The following is a 17,912-nucleotide window of genomic DNA, read 5'->3' on the forward strand; positions in this document are numbered from 1 at the left end:
GGTGACACGCTCACGGGTCATGTTCCGTGAGCCAAGTGGATCAGTCGCGCGGAGCTCAGACGCGGCCGCGGGTGGCGCGGCGGCGGGCCGCCTCGTAGAGCACGACACCGGCGGCGACACCGGCGTTGAGGGACTCGGCGCCACCCGGCATCGGGATGCGCACGAGGTAGTCGCAGTTCTCGCCGACGAGCCGGCCGAGACCCTTGCCCTCGGAGCCGACGACGATGACGACCGGACCGCCGAGCACCTCGAGGTCCTGGACCTCGTGGGTGCCCTCGGCGGCGAGGCCGACGACGGTGATGCCGGCCTTCTTGTAGTCCTGGAGGGCACGGGTCAGGTTGGTGACGCGCGAGACCGGGGTGCGGGCGGCGGTGCCGGCCGAGGTCTTCCACGCACCGGCGGTCATGCCGGCGGCGCGGCGCTCGGGGATGACCACGCCGTGGCCGCCGAAGGCGGAGACGGAGCGGACGATCGCGCCGAGGTTGCGCGGGTCGGTGACGCCGTCGAGCGCGACGATCAGCGGGTCGTCGCCCTCGTCGTAGGCGGCCGCGGTGAGGTCCTCGGGGTGCGCGTACTCGTACGGCGGGACCTGGAGGACCAGGCCCTGGTGGTTGAGCCCGTTGGTCATGCGGTCGAGCTCGGGGCGCGGGGCTTCCATCAGGTTGATGTTGCCGCGCTCACCGGCGAGCTGGAGGGCCTCGCGGACGCGCTCGTCGTTGTCGATGAACTGCTGGACGTAGAGCGTCGTGGCGGGGACACCGTCGCGCAGCGCCTCGAAGACCGGGTTGCGGCCGACGACCATCTCGCTGGTGCCCTTGGGGCCGCCGCGGCGCGGGGCCGGGCGACGCTTGGCCGCCTGGCGGGCCATGGCGTTGGAGATGCGGTTGGCCTTGTGCTTCTTGCGGTCCTCGGCCTTGGGCGTGGGGCCCTTGCCTTCCAGGCCCTTGCGCCGCTGGCCACCGCTGCCGACCGTCGCGCCCTTCTTGTTGGACGTGCGGCGGTTCCTGCGTTGGCTGTTCCCGGCCATGACTTCTACCTGTTTTCGTTGGTGCTGCGATATGTACGTATGAAGAGTGTGCCGCCCGGAGCGCCGGGCAGCACACCAAGCTCAGCTGCTGGGCTCAGCGGGGGCCGAGCGTCCAGCGCGGACCGGTGGGGCTGTCCTCGATGACCAGCCCGGACTGCTGGAGCTGGTCGCGGATCGCGTCGGCGGTCGCCCAGTCCTTGCGGGCCCGGGCGGACTCGCGCTGCTCCAGGACGAGTCGTACGAGGGTGTCCACGGCGCCGTGGAGCTCCTCGCCGCGGTCGGACGCGTTTGCGCCGTCCCAGTGCGGGTCGAGCGGGTCCAGGCCGAGGACGCCGAGCATGGCCCGTACCTCGGACAGGCGCGCGATGGCCGCGTCCTTGTCGTCGGCGGCGAGCGCGCTGTTGCCCTGACGGACGGTGGTGTGGACGATCGCGAGCGCCTGCGGGACTCCCAGGTCGTCGTCCATGGCCTCGGCGAAGGCGGGCGGGACCTCGCGCGCCGGCTCGACGGGACCGCCGGCCTTCTCGATGACGCGCTGGTAGAAGCCCTCGATCCGGGCGAAGGCCGACTCGGCCTCGCGCAGGGCCTCCTCGCTGTACTCGATCATCGACCGGTAGTGCGGGGTGCCGAGGTAGTAGCGCAGGACGATCGGGCGCCACTGCTTGACCATCTCGGAGACGAGGACGGAATTGCCCAGCGACTTGGACATCTTCTCGCCGGACATGGTGACCCAGGCGTTGTGCACCCAGTACTTGGCGAACTCGTCGCCGAAGGCCTGGGCCTGGGCGATCTCGTTCTCGTGGTGCGGGAAGATCAGGTCGAGCCCGCCGCCGTGGATGTCGAAGGCCTCACCGAGGTACTTGTGCGCCATGGCGGAGCACTCCAGGTGCCAGCCGGGGCGGCCACGGCCCCAAGGGGTCTCCCAGGAGGGCTCGCCGGGCTTGACGGACTTCCACATGGCGAAGTCGCGCGGGTCGCGCTTGCCGGTCTCGCCGGTGCTCTCCGGCTGGCGGATGTTGTCGAGCTCCTGGCGGGAGAGCGAGAGGTAGCCGGGAAAGGACTTCACGTCGAAGTAGACGTTGCCCTCGGACTCGTAGGCGTGACCGCGCTCGATGAGTCCGCGCATCATCTCGACCATCTCGGTGACGTGGCCGGTGGCGCGGGGCTCGTAGGTGGGCGGGAGGCAGCCGAGCGCGGTGTAGCCGTCGTTGAAGGCGCGCTCGTTCTCGTAGCCGATGGACCACCACGGGCGGCGCTGCTCGGCGGCCTTCGTGATGATCTTGTCGTCGATGTCCGTGACGTTGCGGACGAAGGTGACCTCGTAGCCCCGGTACTCGAACCAGCGGCGCATGATGTCGAAGTTGAGGCCCGACCGGATGTGCCCGATGTGCGGGGCGGCCTGCACCGTGGCGCCGCACAGGTAGATCGAGACACAGCCCGCGGTGAGCGGGGTGAAGTCGCGGATCTGCCGGGCGCTGGTGTCGTACAGGCGAATAGTCACGGCATCCAGGGTAGTGGCCCTGTAGCAGTGCCCCGCGACCCTTTCGGGACCCGGGGCACCTTTGTTGCCGAAGATGTACGGCCGCGACGAGCGATCAGGCCCGGTTCGTCCGGTACACGAGGGCCGTGGCGATGGCGGCGAGCCCTTCGGCGCGGCCGGTGAGCCCCAGCCCGTCGGTGGTGGTGCCGGACACCGAGACGGGGGCGCCGGCGGCGGCCGCGAGCGCCTTCTGCGCTTCTTCGCGCCGCTTGCCGATCTTCGGGCGTACGCCGATCACCTGGATGGCGATGTTGCCGATCTCGAAGCCCTCGGCGCGGACGATACGGGCCGCCTCCGCCAGAAGGGTGACGCCCGCGGCTCCGGACCACTCGGGGCGGGAGGTGCCGAAGTGCGCGCCGAGGTCCCCGACGCCGGCGGCGGAGAAGAGGGCGTCGCAGGCGGCGTGGGCGGCGACGTCACCGTCGGAGTGGCCGGCGAGGCCGTCCTCGCCCTCCCAGAGCAGGCCGGCGCACCACAGCTCGCGGCCGGTCTCGAAGGCGTGGACGTCGGTGCCGATGCCGACGAGCGGGATCAGCGGCGCGACGGGAGCGGTCGGGGTGGTCGGCTCAGTAGCCATCGTTGGCCCTCCTGCGGGCGAGTACGGCCTCTGCGAGGACCAGGTCGAGCGGGCGGGTGACCTTGAAGGCCTCTTCGTGGCCCGGGATCACCACGACGGTGACGCCGAGCCGTTCCACCATTCCGGCGTCGTCGGTGGCGCCCTCGCCGGCGACGGCGATCGCGGCGTGCGCCTGCCGGAGGGTGGCCAGGTCGAAGCCCTGCGGGGTCTGCACGGCGCGCAGCCGGGCCCGCTCGGGCGTGCCGAGGACCGGCTCGGGCTCGCCGGGCTTGCCGGGCTCGACCTCCTTGACGGTGTCGGCCAGGGGCAGCGCGGGCACCACGGCGGGCGCGCCGTCGCGTACGGCCTCGATCACCGAGTCCACCGTGTCCACGGGGACGAGCGGGCGGGCCGCGTCGTGGATGAGTACGGAGGCGACGTCCGGCGGCAGCGCGTCGAGGCCGGCGCGGACGGAGTCCTGGCGGGTCTGGCCGCCGGGGACGACCAGCAGCTCGGTGCGCTCGGGCAGGGCGTGCTCGCCCAGCAGCAGGCGCACCTCGGCGGCCTCCGCGGGCGGGGCCACGACCACCACGAGGGAGACCGCGCGGGAGCGGGCCATCGCGCGTACGGCGTGGATGAGCATCGGGGTGCCGCCGAGGGCCCGCAGGGCCTTGGGGGCACCGGGACCGAGGCGTACCCCCCGGCCGGCGGCCGGGATCACCGCGGCGGTGCGGTGGGGACGCGTAACGTCAGACATCAGTAGCTCCGAGCCAGGTTTGTGACTTCGGCCGACATGGGTATGGCCTGAAGGGTGCCGGGTGCGACGCCCCTCGCCCCTTCCGTGACGACCGGTCGAGCAGGCTGCCCGGGCCCGGCACGCCATCGCGATGGTGGCAGTGAGGCAGTAAGGCAAAAGGTACGGATACAGACATGCCGCAGCGCCCGGCAACAGGTCTCTCGTGGAGGAGAGACCTTGTCATCGGGCACCGCGGCAAGCTGCGCACCAAGTGGTGCACGGGGACTCGCGTCAGGACGCGAGCACCTCGTCGAGGAGGGCCTCGGCCTTGTCCTCGTTCGTGTTCTCAGCGAGCGCGAGCTCGCTCACCAGAATCTGGCGTGCCTTCGCGAGCATGCGCTTCTCGCCCGCGGACAGCCCGCGCTCGCGCTCACGACGCCACAGGTCACGCACCACTTCGGCGACCTTGATGACATCGCCAGAAGCGAGCTTCTCCAGATTTGCCTTGTAGCGCCGGGACCAGTTCGTCGGCTCTTCTGCATACGGTGCACGAAGCACCTCGAAGACCCGGTCCAGCCCGTCCTGGCCGACTACGTCGCGAACGCCGACGAACTCCGCATTGTCCGCAGGCACACGAACCGTCAGGTCGCCCTGAGCGACCTTGAGCACCAAGTAGGTCTTGTCCACGCCTTTGATCTGACGAGTCTCAATGGCCTCGATCAGCGCGGCCCCGTGATGGGGATAGACCACGGTGTCGCCAACCTTGAACGTCATGTGACAGGTACCCCTTCCGTGGCTATCCAGGGTAACACGAGAACTGACTGTTATGAATGGCGTTTTCGCAGGTCAGGGCACATCTCGGGGCTTGACAACAGCAACAGGAACGTGCTGCGGAGAGCTTCCGGAAGGGGGTATTCGCAGGTCGGGGGCGCTGCGCGGACCAGGCGAAAGGGCCACGCTACACCTGCCCGGCACCCCCATCAGTGTGACGTACGTCCCGTTTTGCCGGGTTCCGAGTCGAGAAACCGAACTACTCCGTCCGACTGGCGACCGCCCTCACCGGGCGGGTTCCGGCCCAATCCTGAATTGATCACGAAGTGCGTTCGAGGGAATCCGGAAATTGATCAACCGGGGCCCGCGCACGATATGCGAGCGCCACAAGATCGGCCCGATGAACGACGCGGCGAACAGCACGGTGAACGGCACGGGAACGGCACGGCGGAATGCAAGATCGCGGGAGGCCGCCAGGGTGGGGGCCGCCCTGCGGAGGGTCGGGTGCGGGGGCGGGGCGGCGGCTCGGTAACCTAAGCGCGCTGACACACCCTTAGAGCGGCTTTACCTCGGCCGTTCCGAGCGTCCACCCGCCCCTTCCGTTCGTCCAAGGAGATGCCGCCGCCGTGAGCCGCAGCCTTCGACGCGGCGCCCTCGCCGCCACCGCCGTCGTGTTCTCGATCGCCTCGCTGGCCGCATGCGGTGCGGGCCAGGACGCGCAGACCCTCCAGATCAAGCCGGACAACGCCGCCGCCGCCAAGGGCGACATCGAGGTCCAGAACGCACTGGTGATCACCCAGGGCCAGAAGGGCGAGAAGGGTCCCGCGGTCGTCTCCGCGACGGTCTTCAACAACGGCACCAAGGCTCAGACGCTTGACGGCATCACCCTCCCGGGTGGCAAGGGCAAGGTCGCGCTGAAGCCGGCCGAAGGCTCCGGCAAGGTCACCGTGCCGGCCCTCGGCTACGTCGTGATCGGCGGCAAGGGCAACGCCTCCGCCGTGATCGAGGACGGCGCCGCGACCGTCCGCGACGGCGAGGTCCAGAAGGTCCTCTTCCAGCTGAGCAGCACGGGCGGCATCGAGCTGGAGGCCTTCGTGGTCCCGGCCACCGGTGCGTTCGCGCCGTTCGGCCCGACCGCGGCCCCGGCCCCGGCCGCCTCCCCGTCCGGCACCCCCTCGGGCACGCCGTCCGGCTCCCCGTCGGGCTCCCCGTCCGCCGGGGCCACCGGCGCGGCCGCCGGCGCCACCCCGTCCGGGTCCGCCACCGGTACGCCGTCGGGTTCCCCCTCGCACAGCGCCGGCCACTGACGCCGACCCCGCGTACGCATACGGGAAGGGCCCCCATCCGCATCAGCGGGTGGGGGCCCTTCCCGTACCACCTCCAGGGCCGGGCCGGCCCACGGCGCGGCGCGCCCGGGCCCGGCTCGAACCCTGTTTCGCGAGCGCCCTCGGCCTACGGCTCGAACTTGTAGCCCAGGCCGCGCACCGTCACCAGGTAGCGCGGCGCGCCCGGGTCCGGCTCGAACCCCATTCCGCGTGCGCCCCTCGCGCGGCGAGGCCCGGGGGCCTCACCGGCTTCGCGACGCTGTGCCGGCCTCCGACCGGCCCCGGAGCACGCGGGGCGCCCTCGGCCTACGGCTCGAACTTGTAGCCCAGGCCGCGCACCGTCACCAGGTAGCGCGGCGCGCCCGGGTCCGGCTCGATCTTGGCGCGGAGGCGCTTGACGTGGACGTCCAGCGTCTTGGTGTCGCCGACGTAGTCGGCGCCCCAGACCCGGTCGATGAGCTGCATACGGGTCAGCACGCGGCCCGCGTTGCGCAGCAGCATCTCCAGCAGGTCGAACTCCTTCAGCGGGAGGTCCACCTTGCCGCCGGAGACGGTGACGACGTGGCGGTCGACGTCCATCCGTACGGGGCCGGCCTCCAGGGCCGCCGGGGTGACCTCCTCCGGCTCGCCGCGGCGGCGCAGGACCGCGCGGATGCGGGCGACCAGCTCGCGCGAGGAGAAGGGCTTGGTGACGTAGTCATCTGCTCCTATCTCCAGCCCGACGACCTTGTCGATCTCGCTGTCCTTGGCGGTCACCATGATCACGGGGACGTTGGAGCGGCCGCGCAGCTGCCGGCAGACCTCCGTGCCGGGCAGGCCGGGGAGCATCAGGTCGAGGAGGACGAGGTCGGCGCCGTTGCGCTCGAACTCGTCGAGCCCGTCGGGCCCGGTCGCGGCGATGGCGACCTCGAAGCCCTCCTTGCGGAGCATGTAGGACAGGGCGTCGCTGAAGGATTCCTCATCCTCGACGACGAGCACTCGGGTCACGGAAGGACCTCCGGGGCAGGAATGGCTGGGGCGGTTCTGGGTCAGGCAGGGGTCGGGTGGGTGGCGTGGGCCGCCGCCGGGGCCGGCGCGGCCGCTTCAGGGAGTCGCAGGGTGAACGTGGAACCCTGGCCCTCCGAGCTCCATACCGACACCTCCCCGCCGTGCGAGGCCGCCACGTGCTTCACGATCGCAAGGCCGAGGCCGGTTCCTCCCGTGGCTCGGGAGCGGGCCGGGTCCACGCGGTAGAAGCGCTCGAAGATGCGCTCGCGGTCCTTTTCCGGGATGCCGATGCCCTGGTCGGTCACGGCGATCTCGATCAAGTCTCCCCCAGGAGCCGTCACCCTGCGTCCGGCGATGCCGACGCGGGTGCGGGCGGGGCTGTAGTTGACGGCGTTCTCGACCAGATTTCCGAGGGCGGCCGCGAGCTGTCCGCGGTTGCCCCATACGCGCAGGTCGGCGGTACCGCCCGCGGCCATGGTGATCTGTTTCGAGGACGCCGTGTGGCGGCAACGGTCGATGGCCTCGGCCACCAGCGTGTCCACGCGTACGGGCTCGGCGTCCTCCAGCGGGTCGTCGTTCTGTACCCGGGAGAGGTCGATGAGCTCCTGCACGAGGTTGATCAGCCGGGTGGACTCGATCTGCATGCGGCCGGCGAAGCGGCTGACCGCCTCGGGGTCGTCCGCGGCGTCCATGACGGCCTCGGACAGCAGGGAGATCGCCCCGACCGGGGTCTTCAGCTCGTGCGACACGTTGGCGACGAAGTCGCGGCGTACGGCCTCGATGCGGCGGGCCTCGGTGAGGTCCTCGACCAGGAGGAGCACCAGACGGGAGCCGAGCGGGGCGACGCGCGCCGAGACCGCGAGGGCCTCCCCCCGGCCGGTCCCGCGCCGGGGCAGGTCCAGCTCGACCTGGCGTATCTCGCCGTCGCGGCGGGTGTCGCGGGCCATGTGGAGCATCGGCTCCACGGCGAGCTTGCCGCCGCGGACCAGGCCGAGGGCGTACGCCGCCGAGCTGGCCTTGACCACCGCGTCGCCCTCGTCCAGTACGACCGCCGAGGAGCGCAGCACGGAGAGGACGGTGTCCACGCCGGGCGGCAGCACCGCGTTGATGTCGGGGCGCATGGAGCTCCGGGTGGGGCGGGCCTGGTCGCGCTCGCTCCAGCGGAACGCCAGCATCGCGATCACACCGGTGCAAAGACCGGCGATCGCTGCAGCTGCGGCGACCGCCGCGTTCACGTCCATGGATCCAGGTTAAGCAGGCGCGACGACACTTCCACAGCCGTTCGGGTGGCACCTCGAACAGTCGTCGCCCAGAGTTCACCCTGGCGACGGGGTTGATTCACTTGTGGTGCCGGAGTCGGACGCGTTTGCCGCTCACCGTGTCACCGTGGGGCCGCCGGCAGCCCCGGCCCGCCCCCGGGCAGTACCGCAGTAGTAGGTCGAGAGAGGGACACGAGACATGCGCGACGCGTACCACGAGGAACTGGACTCGATCGGAGAAGGCCTGGTCGAGATGGCCCGACTCGTCGGCTCCGCGATCGGGCGGGCCACGACGTCCATGCTCGACGCGGACCTGAAGCTCGCCGAGAGCGTCATCGCCGCCGACCAGAAGGTCGACGACCTCCAGCACGACCTGGAGGCGCGCGCCATCGCCCTGCTGGCCCGCCAGCAGCCGGTCGCCACCGACCTGCGCATCGTCGTGACCTCCTTGCGGATGAGCGCCGACCTGGAGCGCAGCGGCGACCTCGCCCAGCACGTGGCGAAGCTCGCCCGGCTGCGCTTCCCGGACCGGGCCGTGCCGCGGGACCTGCACGCCACCATCCTGGAGATGGGGCAGCTGGCGCAGCGCCTGATGGCGAAGGCCGCCGAGGTGATCATCACGAAGGACGTCGACCTCGCGCTCCAGCTGGAGCAGGACGACGACGAGATGGACCAGCTGCACCGCACGCTGTTCCAGCACCTGATGGACGACCGCTGGAAGCACGGCATCGAGACGGCCGTGGACGTGACCCTGCTGGGCCGCTACTACGAGCGTTTCGCGGACCACGCGGTGTCGGTGGCCAAGCGCGTGGTGTACCTGGTGACGGGTGAGCACGCGGACGACCTGCAGCAGCCGACGCAGGTCGAGGGCGTCTGACGCACCGGCGCCGTCGGAGTCGGTGCGTCCGGACGAGGGCGTCCGGACCGCGGGCGGACCGCGTCCGGGCCGCGTCCCGGCCGTGGGCGGTCCGCGGGCCGGGCCGAGCCCCAATGCGCCGTTGACGCGCCGGTGGTGCTGGGCATGAATGAGGGCGAGGGCGGTCCGACGTACGAAGTCCCGTACGGCCGTCCACGAGGAGGAACCATGCCCGATTCCCCCGTCCCCATCACCCCGGAGCAGGAACAGCCCCCGAGGCCGGAGCCGCTGCGGCTACCGCTGCTCGCGGCCTGCGGCTGCGGCTCCGGTTGCGGCTGCGGCTGCCAGTCCGGCGCCCCCTGCCAGTGCGGCGGCTGACCGCCTCCACCGGCTGCACGCGAGACGGGCCCCGTCCGAGTTCCCTCGGCCGGGGCCTTTCGCGTTACCTCAACAGCCAGTCCCGGGTCAGCTCCATGACCTCCGCGTGCGTACGGCCGCCGTGGTCGACGTGGATGAAGTGCTCGCCGATCCGCAGGGAGTAGGCGAGCAGGCAGCGGACCTCGACGTCGTCCTCGTCGGTGCAGATGACGCGGAACAGCGAACGCAGGTACTCCATGCGCCGGTTGTCGGTACGCCGCACCCGCCGCGCGACGTCCTCGTCGCGCCGGGCCCAGTCGCGGATCGCGAGGTCGGCGGTGGTGCCCCTGACCGGCCCGTCGGCCGACGAGGCGATCGCGAACAGGCGCTCCAGCCTGGCCCGCGCGTCTCCCCCGCCGCTCTCGACCTGCTCGATCACGGCCTCGGCGACCTCGTGCTCCCAGGTGTCGAGCATCTCGGTGAGCAGGGCGCCCCGGCTGCCGAAGTACCCGTAGAAGCCGCCCTTGCTGACGCCGAGCGCCTGCGCCAACGCCTCGACGCGGACGGCCTCGGGGCCGCCGACGGCGAGGGCCCGCAACCCTTCCTCGATCCACTTTCCGCGTGGTGTGCGGGTCGCGCCCATGCTGTGCTCCTCCTCACACGGCCCCTATCTATACGGTTCCGTATAGATGAGTGCTAGCCTCGATCTATACGCCATCGTATAGATAGGGGCCGACCGATGAGACTCCCCAAGACCGCGTACACCTCCCGCCCCTGGCGGATCCACGAGATCGCGGGCGACTTCCAGGTCGAGGACGTGTGGGCACTGCCGACCCCGGGCGGGCCGGACGACCTCGCCCGCCTGGTGCGCCAGTTCGCGGAGGGCACGGGGGATCCGGTCCCCTCCCCCGTGGCACGCGTCCTCTTCGCGGTCCGCCACGGGCTCGGCAGGCTGTTCGGCTGGGACAGGCCCGACGGCGGCCTCGGCACCCGGGTCCCGACCCTGCGCGACCGCCTGCCGGCCGACCTCCGCGAGGGCGAGCGGGGCCCCGACCTGCGGTCGGCCCCGTTCACCTCGATCTTCCAGACCCACGACGAGTGGGCGGCGGAATCCGCCAACCGGACCGTGCACGGCGTGCTGCACATCGGCTGGGTCCCGGACGGCAACGGCGGCTACCACGGCCGGATGACCGTCCTGGTGAAGCCGAACGGCCGCCTGGGCACCCTCTACATGCTGGGCATCAAGCCCTTCCGATACCTGGGGGTCTACCCGGCCCTGCTCCGCTCGATCGGCCGCGAATGGCGCGAGAACACCCCCACAGCCACCCCCTGACCCCCGCCGCGAGCCGGCCCCGGGCACGAAAAAAATGCCTCCCACCCGCGCCGTACGCGCAGGTGGAAGGCATGATCACGAAGCCTACTCCTTCTCCGCGACCCCGCGCCGAGCGGCGGGGGCGCGTGTGCGGCTGCACGGCCGGCGACGCCCCGTCCGAGGCCGTCACTCGGGACACCGTGGACCGCGACGTGCGGGCGGCGGTCCGCAAGGCGGGCCTCGACCCCGCGAAGGGGAAGACCACCAGCGCTCCGAACGGGATCGCGCATCCGAGCGCCGTCGACTGGTTCGCGGTCCTCGACACTCCACAGGCGGAGCAGGCCCTGCCGAAGATCGGGGCGGAGCTGGAGCGCCTGGGATGGCACGCGGAGCCCGTCGACACCTTTCCCCTCAGCTACGAGAAGTCCGACTGGAGCCTCGTGGGCCGCAGCGTGACCGAGGCCGACGCGGTCACCCTCGCTCCGGGCGAAAGCCTCCTCACCGTGTCGGTCACGGACTTCGGCCCCTAGGGGTGTCCAGGACGGACGAAAGCCCCCGACCTGCATCATCAGTGCAGGTCAGGGGCTTGATCGCGCTGCTTACTTCTTCTTGCCCTGGTTCTTGACGGCCTCGATGGCGGCTGCCGCCGCGTCCGGGTCGAGGTAGGTGCCGCCCGGGTTGAGGGGCTTGAAGTCGGCGTCGAGTTCGTAGACGAGCGGGATGCCGGTCGGGATGTTCAGGCCCGTGATGTCGGCGTCCGAGATGCCGTCCAGGTGCTTGACCAGACCGCGCAGGGAGTTGCCGTGCGCGGCGACCAGGACCGTGCGGCCGGCGAGCAGGTCCGGGACGATGCCGTCGTACCAGTACGGCAGCATGCGCTCGACGACGTCCTTGAGGCACTCCGTGCGCGGACGCAGCTCGTTCGGGATCGACGCGTAGCGCGGGTCCGCGGACTGCGAGAACTCCGTACCGTCCTCCAGGACCGGCGGCGGGGTGTCGTACGAGCGGCGCCACAGCATGAACTGCTCCTCGCCGAACTCCGCGAGGGTCTGCGCCTTGTCCTTGCCCTGGAGCGCACCGTAGTGGCGCTCGTTCAGGCGCCAGGAGCGGTGCACCGGGATCCAGTGACGGTCCGCGGCCTCCAGCGCGAGCTGCGCCGTGCGGATGGCGCGCTTCTGCAGGGAGGTGTGCAGCACGTCGGGCAGCAGGCCGGCGTCCTTGAGCAGCTCACCGCCCCGGACCGCCTCCTTCTCGCCCTTCTCGGTGAGGTTGACGTCCACCCAGCCGGTGAACAGGTTCTTCGCGTTCCAGTCGCTCTCGCCGTGGCGGAGGAGGATCAGCTTGTACGGTGCGTCGGCCATGCGTACGAGCCTAGTGGACGCCCGGGCGCGCTCGCGCGCGGTGCGGGGTCCCGCCGGATTGACGCCGGGCGTCAATCCGGTGGCGCCCACGAGCCCCTCGCTCGTAATGTGCACACCGTTCGAGTGATGCTTACACCGCCGGGGGGATTCCTTGATGTCCGCTGCTCGTTTCGTACAGCTCGTACGGGAGAGCGTCTCCGGGCTGCCCAGGGCCTTCTGGTGGCTCTGGACGAGCACCCTGGTGAACCGCCTCGGGGCCTTCGTCGCCACCTTCATGACCCTCTACCTGACCCTGGACCGGGGCTACTCGGCCACCTTCGCGGGCCTGGTCGTCGCCCTCCACGGGCTCGGCGGTGTGATCTCCTCCCTCGTCGCCGGTGTGATGACCGACCGGCTGGGGCGCCGGCCCACGATGCTCGCGGCCCAGTCCTCCACCGCCTTCTCGGTGGCGCTGCTCGGCTTCATGGAGCACCCGGCGGCGATCGCGGCCGTCGCCCTGCTGGTCGGCGTGACGTCGAACGCGTCCCGGCCGGCGGTCGCGGCGATGATGGCGGACATCGTCCGCCCCGAGGACCGCGTACGGGCCTTCTCGCTCAACTACTGGGCCATCAACCTCGGCTTCGCCGTCAGCGCGATGGCGGCGGGGCTGATCGCCGAGTACAGCTACCTGGCCGGCTTCCTGGGCGAGGCGGCCCTGACGCTGGCCTGCGCGGTGCTGGTCTTCGTCAAGCTTCCCGAGTCCCGGCCCGAGCGGGCGCCCGACGCGTCCGCCCCGGCCGACGAGGAGCCCGCGATCGGGCTGGGGACCGTGCTGCGGGACGGGCGGTTCATGGGTGTGGTCGGGCTGTCCTTCCTGATCTCCATGATCTTCACGCAGGGGTCGGTCGGGCTGCCGGTCGCGATGGGCGCCGCCGGGTTCACGCCCGGGGACTACGGGCTGGTCGTCGCCGGGAACGGGCTGCTGATCGTGCTGCTCCAGATCCCGGTCACCTGGTTCATCGAGCACCGTGACCCGCAGAAGCTGCTGGTGATCTCCGCGCTGCTGGCGGGCTACGGCTTCGCGCTGACGGCCTTCGCCGGACCCCTGTGGGCGTACGCGCTGACGGTGTGCGTGTGGACCCTGGCCGAGATCGTGAACTCGCCGACCCAGATGGGCCTGGTCGTGCGACTCTCGCCGGTGCACGGGCGCGGGCGCTACCAGGGGGTCTACAACCTGTCCTGGGCGGTGGCCTCGCTGGTCGCTCCGCTGATGGCGGGCTTCGTGATCGACCGGTACGGGGCGGACCTGCTGTGGGCGGCCACCGGTGTCCTGGGCACGGTGGCGGCGGCCGGCTACTGGCTGCTGATGCGCCGGCTCCCCGCGGGTGACCTGGGTGGCGCGGGTGACGCGGGTGTCGCCGTCGCCGCCGGGTCCCCGGGCACGGATGGGGCCCGGGTCGAGGCCGAGGTCGATGTCGAGGTGGCGGGCGCGGCTCAGGTGGACGCGAAGCCCGCGGCGGCGGCCGGGGTGGTGTAGCCCCCGGCCGGGGCTACGACGGGCGCGTCAGGTGCTTGAACGCGTCGAGGTTGAAGGTCGGCTCGCCGCGCGAGACCCGCCACTCGTACTCGCGCCGGATCGCGCTCGCGAAGCCCAGCTCCAGCAGCGTGTTGAACGAGCCGTCCGCGGCCTCCAGCACCGTGCCGAGCAGCCGGTCCAGCTCCTCGGGGGTGACCACCGACAACGGCAGGCGGGCCGTCAGGTAGATGTCGCCGAGGCGGTCCACCGCGTACGCCATGCCGTACAGCTTGAGGTTGCGCTCCAGCAGCCAGCGGTGGACGCCCGCCTCGTTCTCGTCGGGGTGGCGGATCACGAAGGCGTTGACCGACAGCGAGTGCCGGCCGACCTTGAGCGAGCAGGTGGTGCTCAGCTTGCGGGTGCCGGGGAGCTGGACGACGTAGGTCCCCGGCTGGGGGCTCTCCCAGTCCAGCTCCGCGGCGGTGAGCGCGCTCTCGACGATCTCGGCGGTGTCAGCCATGGTGGGAGCGTACGCGACGGCGATGATCATGTATGGCCGCGGTGTAGACGTCGGCCGTGCCGCTCGCCGCGGTGTCCCAGCCGAAGAACTGCGCGTGCCGCGCCGCCTCGGCGCCCATCCGGTCAGCGAGCGCCGGCTCGTCGACGAAGCGCCGCAGCTCCCGCGCGTAGTCCACCGGGTCGTGCCCGGGTACGAGGAGTCCCGTGACCCCGTCGTCGACGGCGACGGGCAGCCCGCCGACCTCGGCGGCGAGCACCGGCGTGCCGGCGGCCTGGGCCTCTATGGCGACGAGCCCGAAGGACTCGCTGTAGGAGGGCATGACCAGCACGGACGCCGCGCGGAACCAGTCCGCGAGCCCGTCCTGCGCGACCGGCGGGTGGAAGTGCACGAGGTCGGCGATGCCGAGCTTCGCGGCGAGCTTCTGCAGGCCCTCCGGCTTGGCGAGGCCGCTGCCGCTGGGCCCGCCGACGACGGGGACGAAGAGGCGGCGGCGCAGCGAGGGGTCCTGGTCGACCATGACGGCGACGGCGCGCAGCAGGATGTCGGGGGCCTTCAGCGGTTGGATCCGCCCGGCGAAGAGGGGGATGACGGCGTCCGGCGGCAGGCCGAGGCGGGCGCGGGCGGCGGCCCGGCCGTCGCCGACCGTGAAGCGGTCGAGGTTCACGCCGGGGTGGACGACGGCCACCTTGGCGGGGTCGGCCTCGTAGTGCCGCACGAGCTCGTCGGCCTCCTCGGCGGTGTTGGCGATGAGCCGGTCGGCGGCGGCCACGATCTGCGTCTCGCCTATGACGCGGGCGGCGGGCTCGGGGGTGTCGCCCTCGGCCAGCGCCGCGTTCTTGACCTTGGCCATGGTGTGCATGGCGTGCACGAGCGGGACGCCCCAGCGTTCGGCGGCGAGCCAGCCGACGTGGCCGGAAAGCCAGTAGTGGGAGTGGACGAGGTCGTAGTAGCCGGGGCGGTGGCCGGCCCAGGCCTGCATCACGCCGTGGGTGAAGGCGCACAGCTGGGCCGGGAGCTCCTCCTTGGCGAGTCCTTCGTAGGGGCCCGCGTCCACGTGCCGTACGAGGACGCCGGGGGCCAGCTCGACCACGGGCGGCAGGCCGCCGGTGGTGGCCCGGGTGAAGATCTCGACCTCGATGTTGATGGCGGCGAGCCGCTTGGCCAGCTCCACGATGTAGACGTTCATGCCGCCGGCGTCGCCGGTACCGGGCTGGTGCAGCGGTGAGGTGTGCACGCTGAGCATGGCCACGCGGCGCGGCTTGCGGTGGTGGCCGACGGCCGGCAGACGCAGCCGGGGCGGCTCGTGGCGGGTGGCACGGGCGGCGGCGAGGCGGCCACTGAGGCGGGACACGTACTGGCTCAAAGGACCAGTCCTCTCGGCTCGGACGGCGCGCGCCCGACGCTCGGACGGCATGACGGACGACATGCCCGACGGCATGACGGCGAGGGCGCGGAGGACGCCCTGCAAGGAGTGCAACCCGGATGGCCGTCCCCCGCATTCCGGGGTGTCCGGTTTTCCTGGAGGTTTCCTCGTATTCGGTGGTGCGCCGCGGGGTTTTCCTGGTGTGCGCGCCCTCCGCTTACCCTCGGCTCATGGCCTCCCGCAGTACCCCGCCCTCCAGCCGCGCGCCCGGCCGCCCTGTGGGCTCGGTGACGCGCGGGACGACGAATCCGAACCGGTTGCGCCGGATGGACCGCTGGATCGCGGCCACCCACGGGGCCGCGCTGCGGCGCGCGGAGGCGCCGGTCGCGGTGGACCTGGGCTACGGGGCCGCGCCGTGGACGGCGGTGGAACTGTTGGCGCGGCTGCGGGACGCGGCGCCGCGGGTGCGGGTGGTCGGCATCGAGATCGAACCGGCGCGGGTGGCGGGTGCGAAGCCGTACGAGCGGGAGGGGCTGAGCTTCCGGCACGGCGGTTTCGAGGTACCGCTGGACGGTGGGGCCCGCCCGTCGCTGATCCGCGCGGCGAACGTATTGCGCCAATACGACGAGGAGCAGGTCGCCGAGGTCTGGGCGCGACTGTGCGGGCGGCTGGCCCCGGACGGGCTGCTGGTGGAGGGGACCTGCGACGAGATCGGGCGGCGGCACGTGTGGGTGGCGCTGGGCCCGGAGGGGGCGCGCACGGTGACGTTCGCGACCCGGCTGGGCTCCCTGGAGCGCCCCTCGGACCTGGCGGAACGGCTGCCGAAGGCACTGATCCACCGGAACGTGCCGGGCGAGCCGGTGCACGCGTTCCTGCGCGACTTCGACCGGGCGTGGGCGGCGGCGGCCCCGTACGCCGCCTACGGGGCGCGGCAGCGCTGGATCCGGACGGCGCGGGCGCTGTCCGGGGACTGGCCTCTGGTGGACGGGCCGCGGCGGTGGCGGCAGGGGGAACTGACCTTGCCCTGGGAGGCGTTGCGCCCGGTGGGGTGAATGCGCTGTGCGGGGGAACCAGGGGGTCGAGGTGGTCCGTTGAACCGTGCGGGGCCGGAAATGCTGTCCGTCGGGTGGACAAGATCGGATCGCCATCCACAAGGGTGTTGTAATTCATCGACTCGTGGCACCATCCCGATGGCAGTGTGAAGTTACTGATGAATAGTCAGATCTGATGCGAGGTCTGGCTCGGGTGCCTGGGGGGACCATGGGAGCCGCAAGGCGACGGCGAGGCGCAAGTTCTCTCGTGCTGCTGTGCACGATGGCGATACTGACGGCGCCCGGCCTCGCGTACGCGGCTCCGGCGGCACCCGCCGCGCCCGCCGCACCGGCCGCGCCCCTCCCCGAACCGGGCGTCAAGTCCCTGGAACAGGTGCGCAAGGAGATCGAGGACCTGTACCGGCAGGCGGGCACCGCCACCGACGCCTACAACCTCGCCGAGGCCGAGACCAAGGCCCAGTCGGACAAGATCGTCGAGATCGCCCGTCTCGTCGTCACCGGCAAGGAGAAGATCGCCGACCTGAAGAACCGGGCGGGCGCCGCCGCCCGTGCCCAGTACCGCTCGGGCGGAATGCCGCCGGGCGCGCAGCTGGCCCTGAGCGACGACCCGAACCACTACCTCGACGGGGCGGGCCGCCTGCGCCAGGGGGAGAAGGCCGCCTCGAACCTGCTCTCCGAACTTGGCCGCACCCAGGCCGACTTGGAGCGCTACGCCCAGGAGGCGAGCGAGCGCTGGGCCATCCTGGAGGCCAACCGGGTCAAGTCGGAGGAGTCCAAGAAGCAGGTCGAGGAGAAGATCAAGGCCGCCGAGGAGCTGGAGAGCAAGCTGGAGGCCGAGGAGAAGGCCCGGCTGATCCAGCTGGAACAGGAAGCCCAGTACAAGGCGCAGACGGCGTGGCTGTCGACGGGCGCGATGAAGGACGTCAACGGCGCGGCGACGGAAGCGGGCAAGCGGGCCGTGCAGTTCGCCACCGCCCAGATCGGCAAGCCGTACAAATGGGGCGCCGTGGGCCCGTCGTCGTTCGACTGCTCCGGGCTGACCTCCCAGGCCTGGCTGGCCGCGGGCCGGGGCATCCCGCGCACCTCGCAGGAGCAGCTGCGGCTGCTGCCGAAGGTCGCGCTGAAGGACATGCGCCCGGGCGACCTGATCATCTACTTCGACGACGCGACCCACGTCGGCATGTACGTCGGCGACGGCGCGATGGTCCACGCCCCGCGCCCCGGCCGGAACGTGACCCTGGCGGGCGCCGGCTCGATGCCGATCAAGGCAGTGGTCCGCCCCGACGCGTAGCCCCTACGGGGTCGCCCGTCGACACGGGTGCCGGGGCTCCGCCCGGTACCCGGCCGCGGGGCCATGGGCACCGCACGGGACCATGGGCCCGGGGCACGGATCTT

General features: G+C 71.7%; 19 protein-coding genes. 8 read left to right on the forward strand and 11 right to left on the reverse strand.

The genetic code is table 11. The annotated features are described in order from the left end of the window. Positions 1 to 55 precede the first annotated feature (55 nt). From rlmB to OG624_RS19060, 5 genes are all read right to left on the reverse strand, one after another. Entirely contained in the window at positions 56 to 1,027 is a 972-nt protein-coding gene (gene rlmB / locus OG624_RS19040; protein ID WP_033225868.1) for a 23S rRNA (guanosine(2251)-2'-O)-methyltransferase RlmB, read from the reverse strand. A 94-nt stretch (positions 1,028 to 1,121) separates the two neighbouring features. Further along, positions 1,122 to 2,528 carry a cysteine--tRNA ligase gene (gene cysS / locus OG624_RS19045; RefSeq protein ID WP_033225870.1) on the reverse strand — a complete coding sequence of 469 codons (1,407 nt, stop codon included), beginning with the start codon at positions 2,526 to 2,528 and terminating at the stop codon, positions 1,122 to 1,124. A 94-nt stretch (positions 2,529 to 2,622) separates the two neighbouring features. Continuing rightward, the gene (gene ispF / locus OG624_RS19050) at positions 2,623 to 3,144 is read right to left on the reverse strand and encodes a 2-C-methyl-D-erythritol 2,4-cyclodiphosphate synthase (RefSeq protein WP_033225871.1); all 522 of its coding nucleotides are present in this window, start codon (positions 3,142 to 3,144) and stop codon (positions 2,623 to 2,625) included. After that, positions 3,134 to 3,880, reverse strand: a complete 747-nt coding sequence (gene ispD, locus OG624_RS19055) for a 2-C-methyl-D-erythritol 4-phosphate cytidylyltransferase (protein WP_033225872.1) — start codon at positions 3,878 to 3,880, stop codon at positions 3,134 to 3,136. Before ispD ends, ispF begins: the two co-directional genes overlap by 11 nt. A 270-nt stretch (positions 3,881 to 4,150) precedes the next feature. Beyond that, complete coding sequence (locus tag OG624_RS19060; protein ID WP_003953493.1) at positions 4,151 to 4,633, reverse strand: CarD family transcriptional regulator; 483 nt, start codon at positions 4,631 to 4,633, stop codon at positions 4,151 to 4,153. Between the two features lie 623 nt (positions 4,634 to 5,256). Here OG624_RS19060 and OG624_RS19065 point away from each other — a divergent pair. Further along, entirely contained in the window at positions 5,257 to 5,937 is a 681-nt protein-coding gene (locus tag OG624_RS19065; protein ID WP_371587971.1) for a DUF461 domain-containing protein, read from the forward strand. Between the two features lie 324 nt (positions 5,938 to 6,261). On the opposite strand, the gene OG624_RS19070 is transcribed toward OG624_RS19065, so the two are convergent. Further along, the gene (locus tag OG624_RS19070; protein ID WP_030009598.1) at positions 6,262 to 6,942 is read right to left on the reverse strand and encodes a response regulator transcription factor; all 681 of its coding nucleotides are present in this window, start codon (positions 6,940 to 6,942) and stop codon (positions 6,262 to 6,264) included. Between the two features lie 41 nt (positions 6,943 to 6,983). After that, complete coding sequence (locus OG624_RS19075; RefSeq protein WP_051763887.1) at positions 6,984 to 8,183, reverse strand: sensor histidine kinase; 1,200 nt, start codon at positions 8,181 to 8,183, stop codon at positions 6,984 to 6,986. A 217-nt stretch (positions 8,184 to 8,400) separates the two neighbouring features. On the opposite strand from OG624_RS19075, the gene phoU reads away from it, so the two are divergent. Continuing rightward, positions 8,401 to 9,078: a phosphate signaling complex protein PhoU gene (gene phoU, locus OG624_RS19080; protein WP_030009600.1), complete on the forward strand. Its 678-nt coding sequence runs from the start codon at positions 8,401 to 8,403 to the stop codon at positions 9,076 to 9,078. A gap of 207 nt (positions 9,079 to 9,285) precedes the next feature. Then, entirely contained in the window at positions 9,286 to 9,435 is a 150-nt protein-coding gene (locus OG624_RS19085) for a hypothetical protein (protein ID WP_167344738.1), read from the forward strand. 64 nt (positions 9,436 to 9,499) lie between these two features. Here the strand turns inward: OG624_RS19085 and OG624_RS19090 are convergent, their stop codons facing one another. After that, on the reverse strand, positions 9,500 to 10,057 hold the full coding sequence (locus tag OG624_RS19090; RefSeq protein WP_033225880.1) for a TetR/AcrR family transcriptional regulator: 558 nt from the start codon (positions 10,055 to 10,057) through the stop codon (positions 9,500 to 9,502). A 96-nt stretch (positions 10,058 to 10,153) separates the two neighbouring features. Between OG624_RS19090 and OG624_RS19095 the strand changes: the two genes are divergently transcribed. Continuing rightward, complete coding sequence (locus OG624_RS19095; RefSeq protein WP_033225881.1) at positions 10,154 to 10,747, forward strand: DUF2867 domain-containing protein; 594 nt, start codon at positions 10,154 to 10,156, stop codon at positions 10,745 to 10,747. A 71-nt stretch (positions 10,748 to 10,818) separates the two neighbouring features. After that, positions 10,819 to 11,256, forward strand: a complete 438-nt coding sequence (locus tag OG624_RS19100) for a hypothetical protein (protein WP_371639623.1) — start codon at positions 10,819 to 10,821, stop codon at positions 11,254 to 11,256. 69 nt (positions 11,257 to 11,325) lie between these two features. Here the strand turns inward: OG624_RS19100 and OG624_RS19105 are convergent, their stop codons facing one another. Beyond that, a complete protein-coding gene (locus tag OG624_RS19105) occupies positions 11,326 to 12,087 on the reverse strand; it encodes a phosphoglyceromutase (protein WP_030728436.1) in 762 nt (253 codons plus the stop codon). Positions 12,088 to 12,241: 154 nt separating this feature from the next. Between OG624_RS19105 and OG624_RS19110 the strand changes: the two genes are divergently transcribed. After that, positions 12,242 to 13,603 carry an MDR family MFS transporter gene (locus OG624_RS19110; RefSeq protein ID WP_371587973.1) on the forward strand — a complete coding sequence of 454 codons (1,362 nt, stop codon included), beginning with the start codon at positions 12,242 to 12,244 and terminating at the stop codon, positions 13,601 to 13,603. Between the two features lie 13 nt (positions 13,604 to 13,616). On the opposite strand, the gene OG624_RS19115 is transcribed toward OG624_RS19110, so the two are convergent. Both OG624_RS19115 and mshA read right to left on the reverse strand, forming a co-directional pair. Then, positions 13,617 to 14,102 (reverse strand): YbjN domain-containing protein, encoded by a 486-nt coding sequence (locus OG624_RS19115; protein WP_033225935.1) that lies wholly within the window; start codon positions 14,100 to 14,102, stop codon positions 13,617 to 13,619. After that, positions 14,095 to 15,465 carry a D-inositol-3-phosphate glycosyltransferase gene (mshA, locus tag OG624_RS19120; protein WP_033225885.1) on the reverse strand — a complete coding sequence of 457 codons (1,371 nt, stop codon included), beginning with the start codon at positions 15,463 to 15,465 and terminating at the stop codon, positions 14,095 to 14,097. The genes OG624_RS19115 and mshA overlap by 8 nt, the downstream gene beginning before the upstream one ends. Positions 15,466 to 15,695: 230 nt before the next feature. On the opposite strand from mshA, the gene OG624_RS19125 reads away from it, so the two are divergent. Next, positions 15,696 to 16,517, forward strand: a complete 822-nt coding sequence (locus OG624_RS19125; protein WP_051763889.1) for a methylase — start codon at positions 15,696 to 15,698, stop codon at positions 16,515 to 16,517. Positions 16,518 to 16,692: 175 nt separating this feature from the next. Continuing rightward, positions 16,693 to 17,808, forward strand: coding sequence for a C40 family peptidase (locus OG624_RS19130; RefSeq protein WP_371639624.1), 1,116 nt, complete (start codon positions 16,693 to 16,695; stop codon positions 17,806 to 17,808). Positions 17,809 to 17,912 lie beyond the last annotated feature (104 nt).

Origin of the sequence: Streptomyces virginiae (assembly GCF_041432505.1) — a bacterium.
Lineage (GTDB): Bacteria > Actinomycetota > Actinomycetes > Streptomycetales > Streptomycetaceae > Streptomyces > Streptomyces virginiae_A.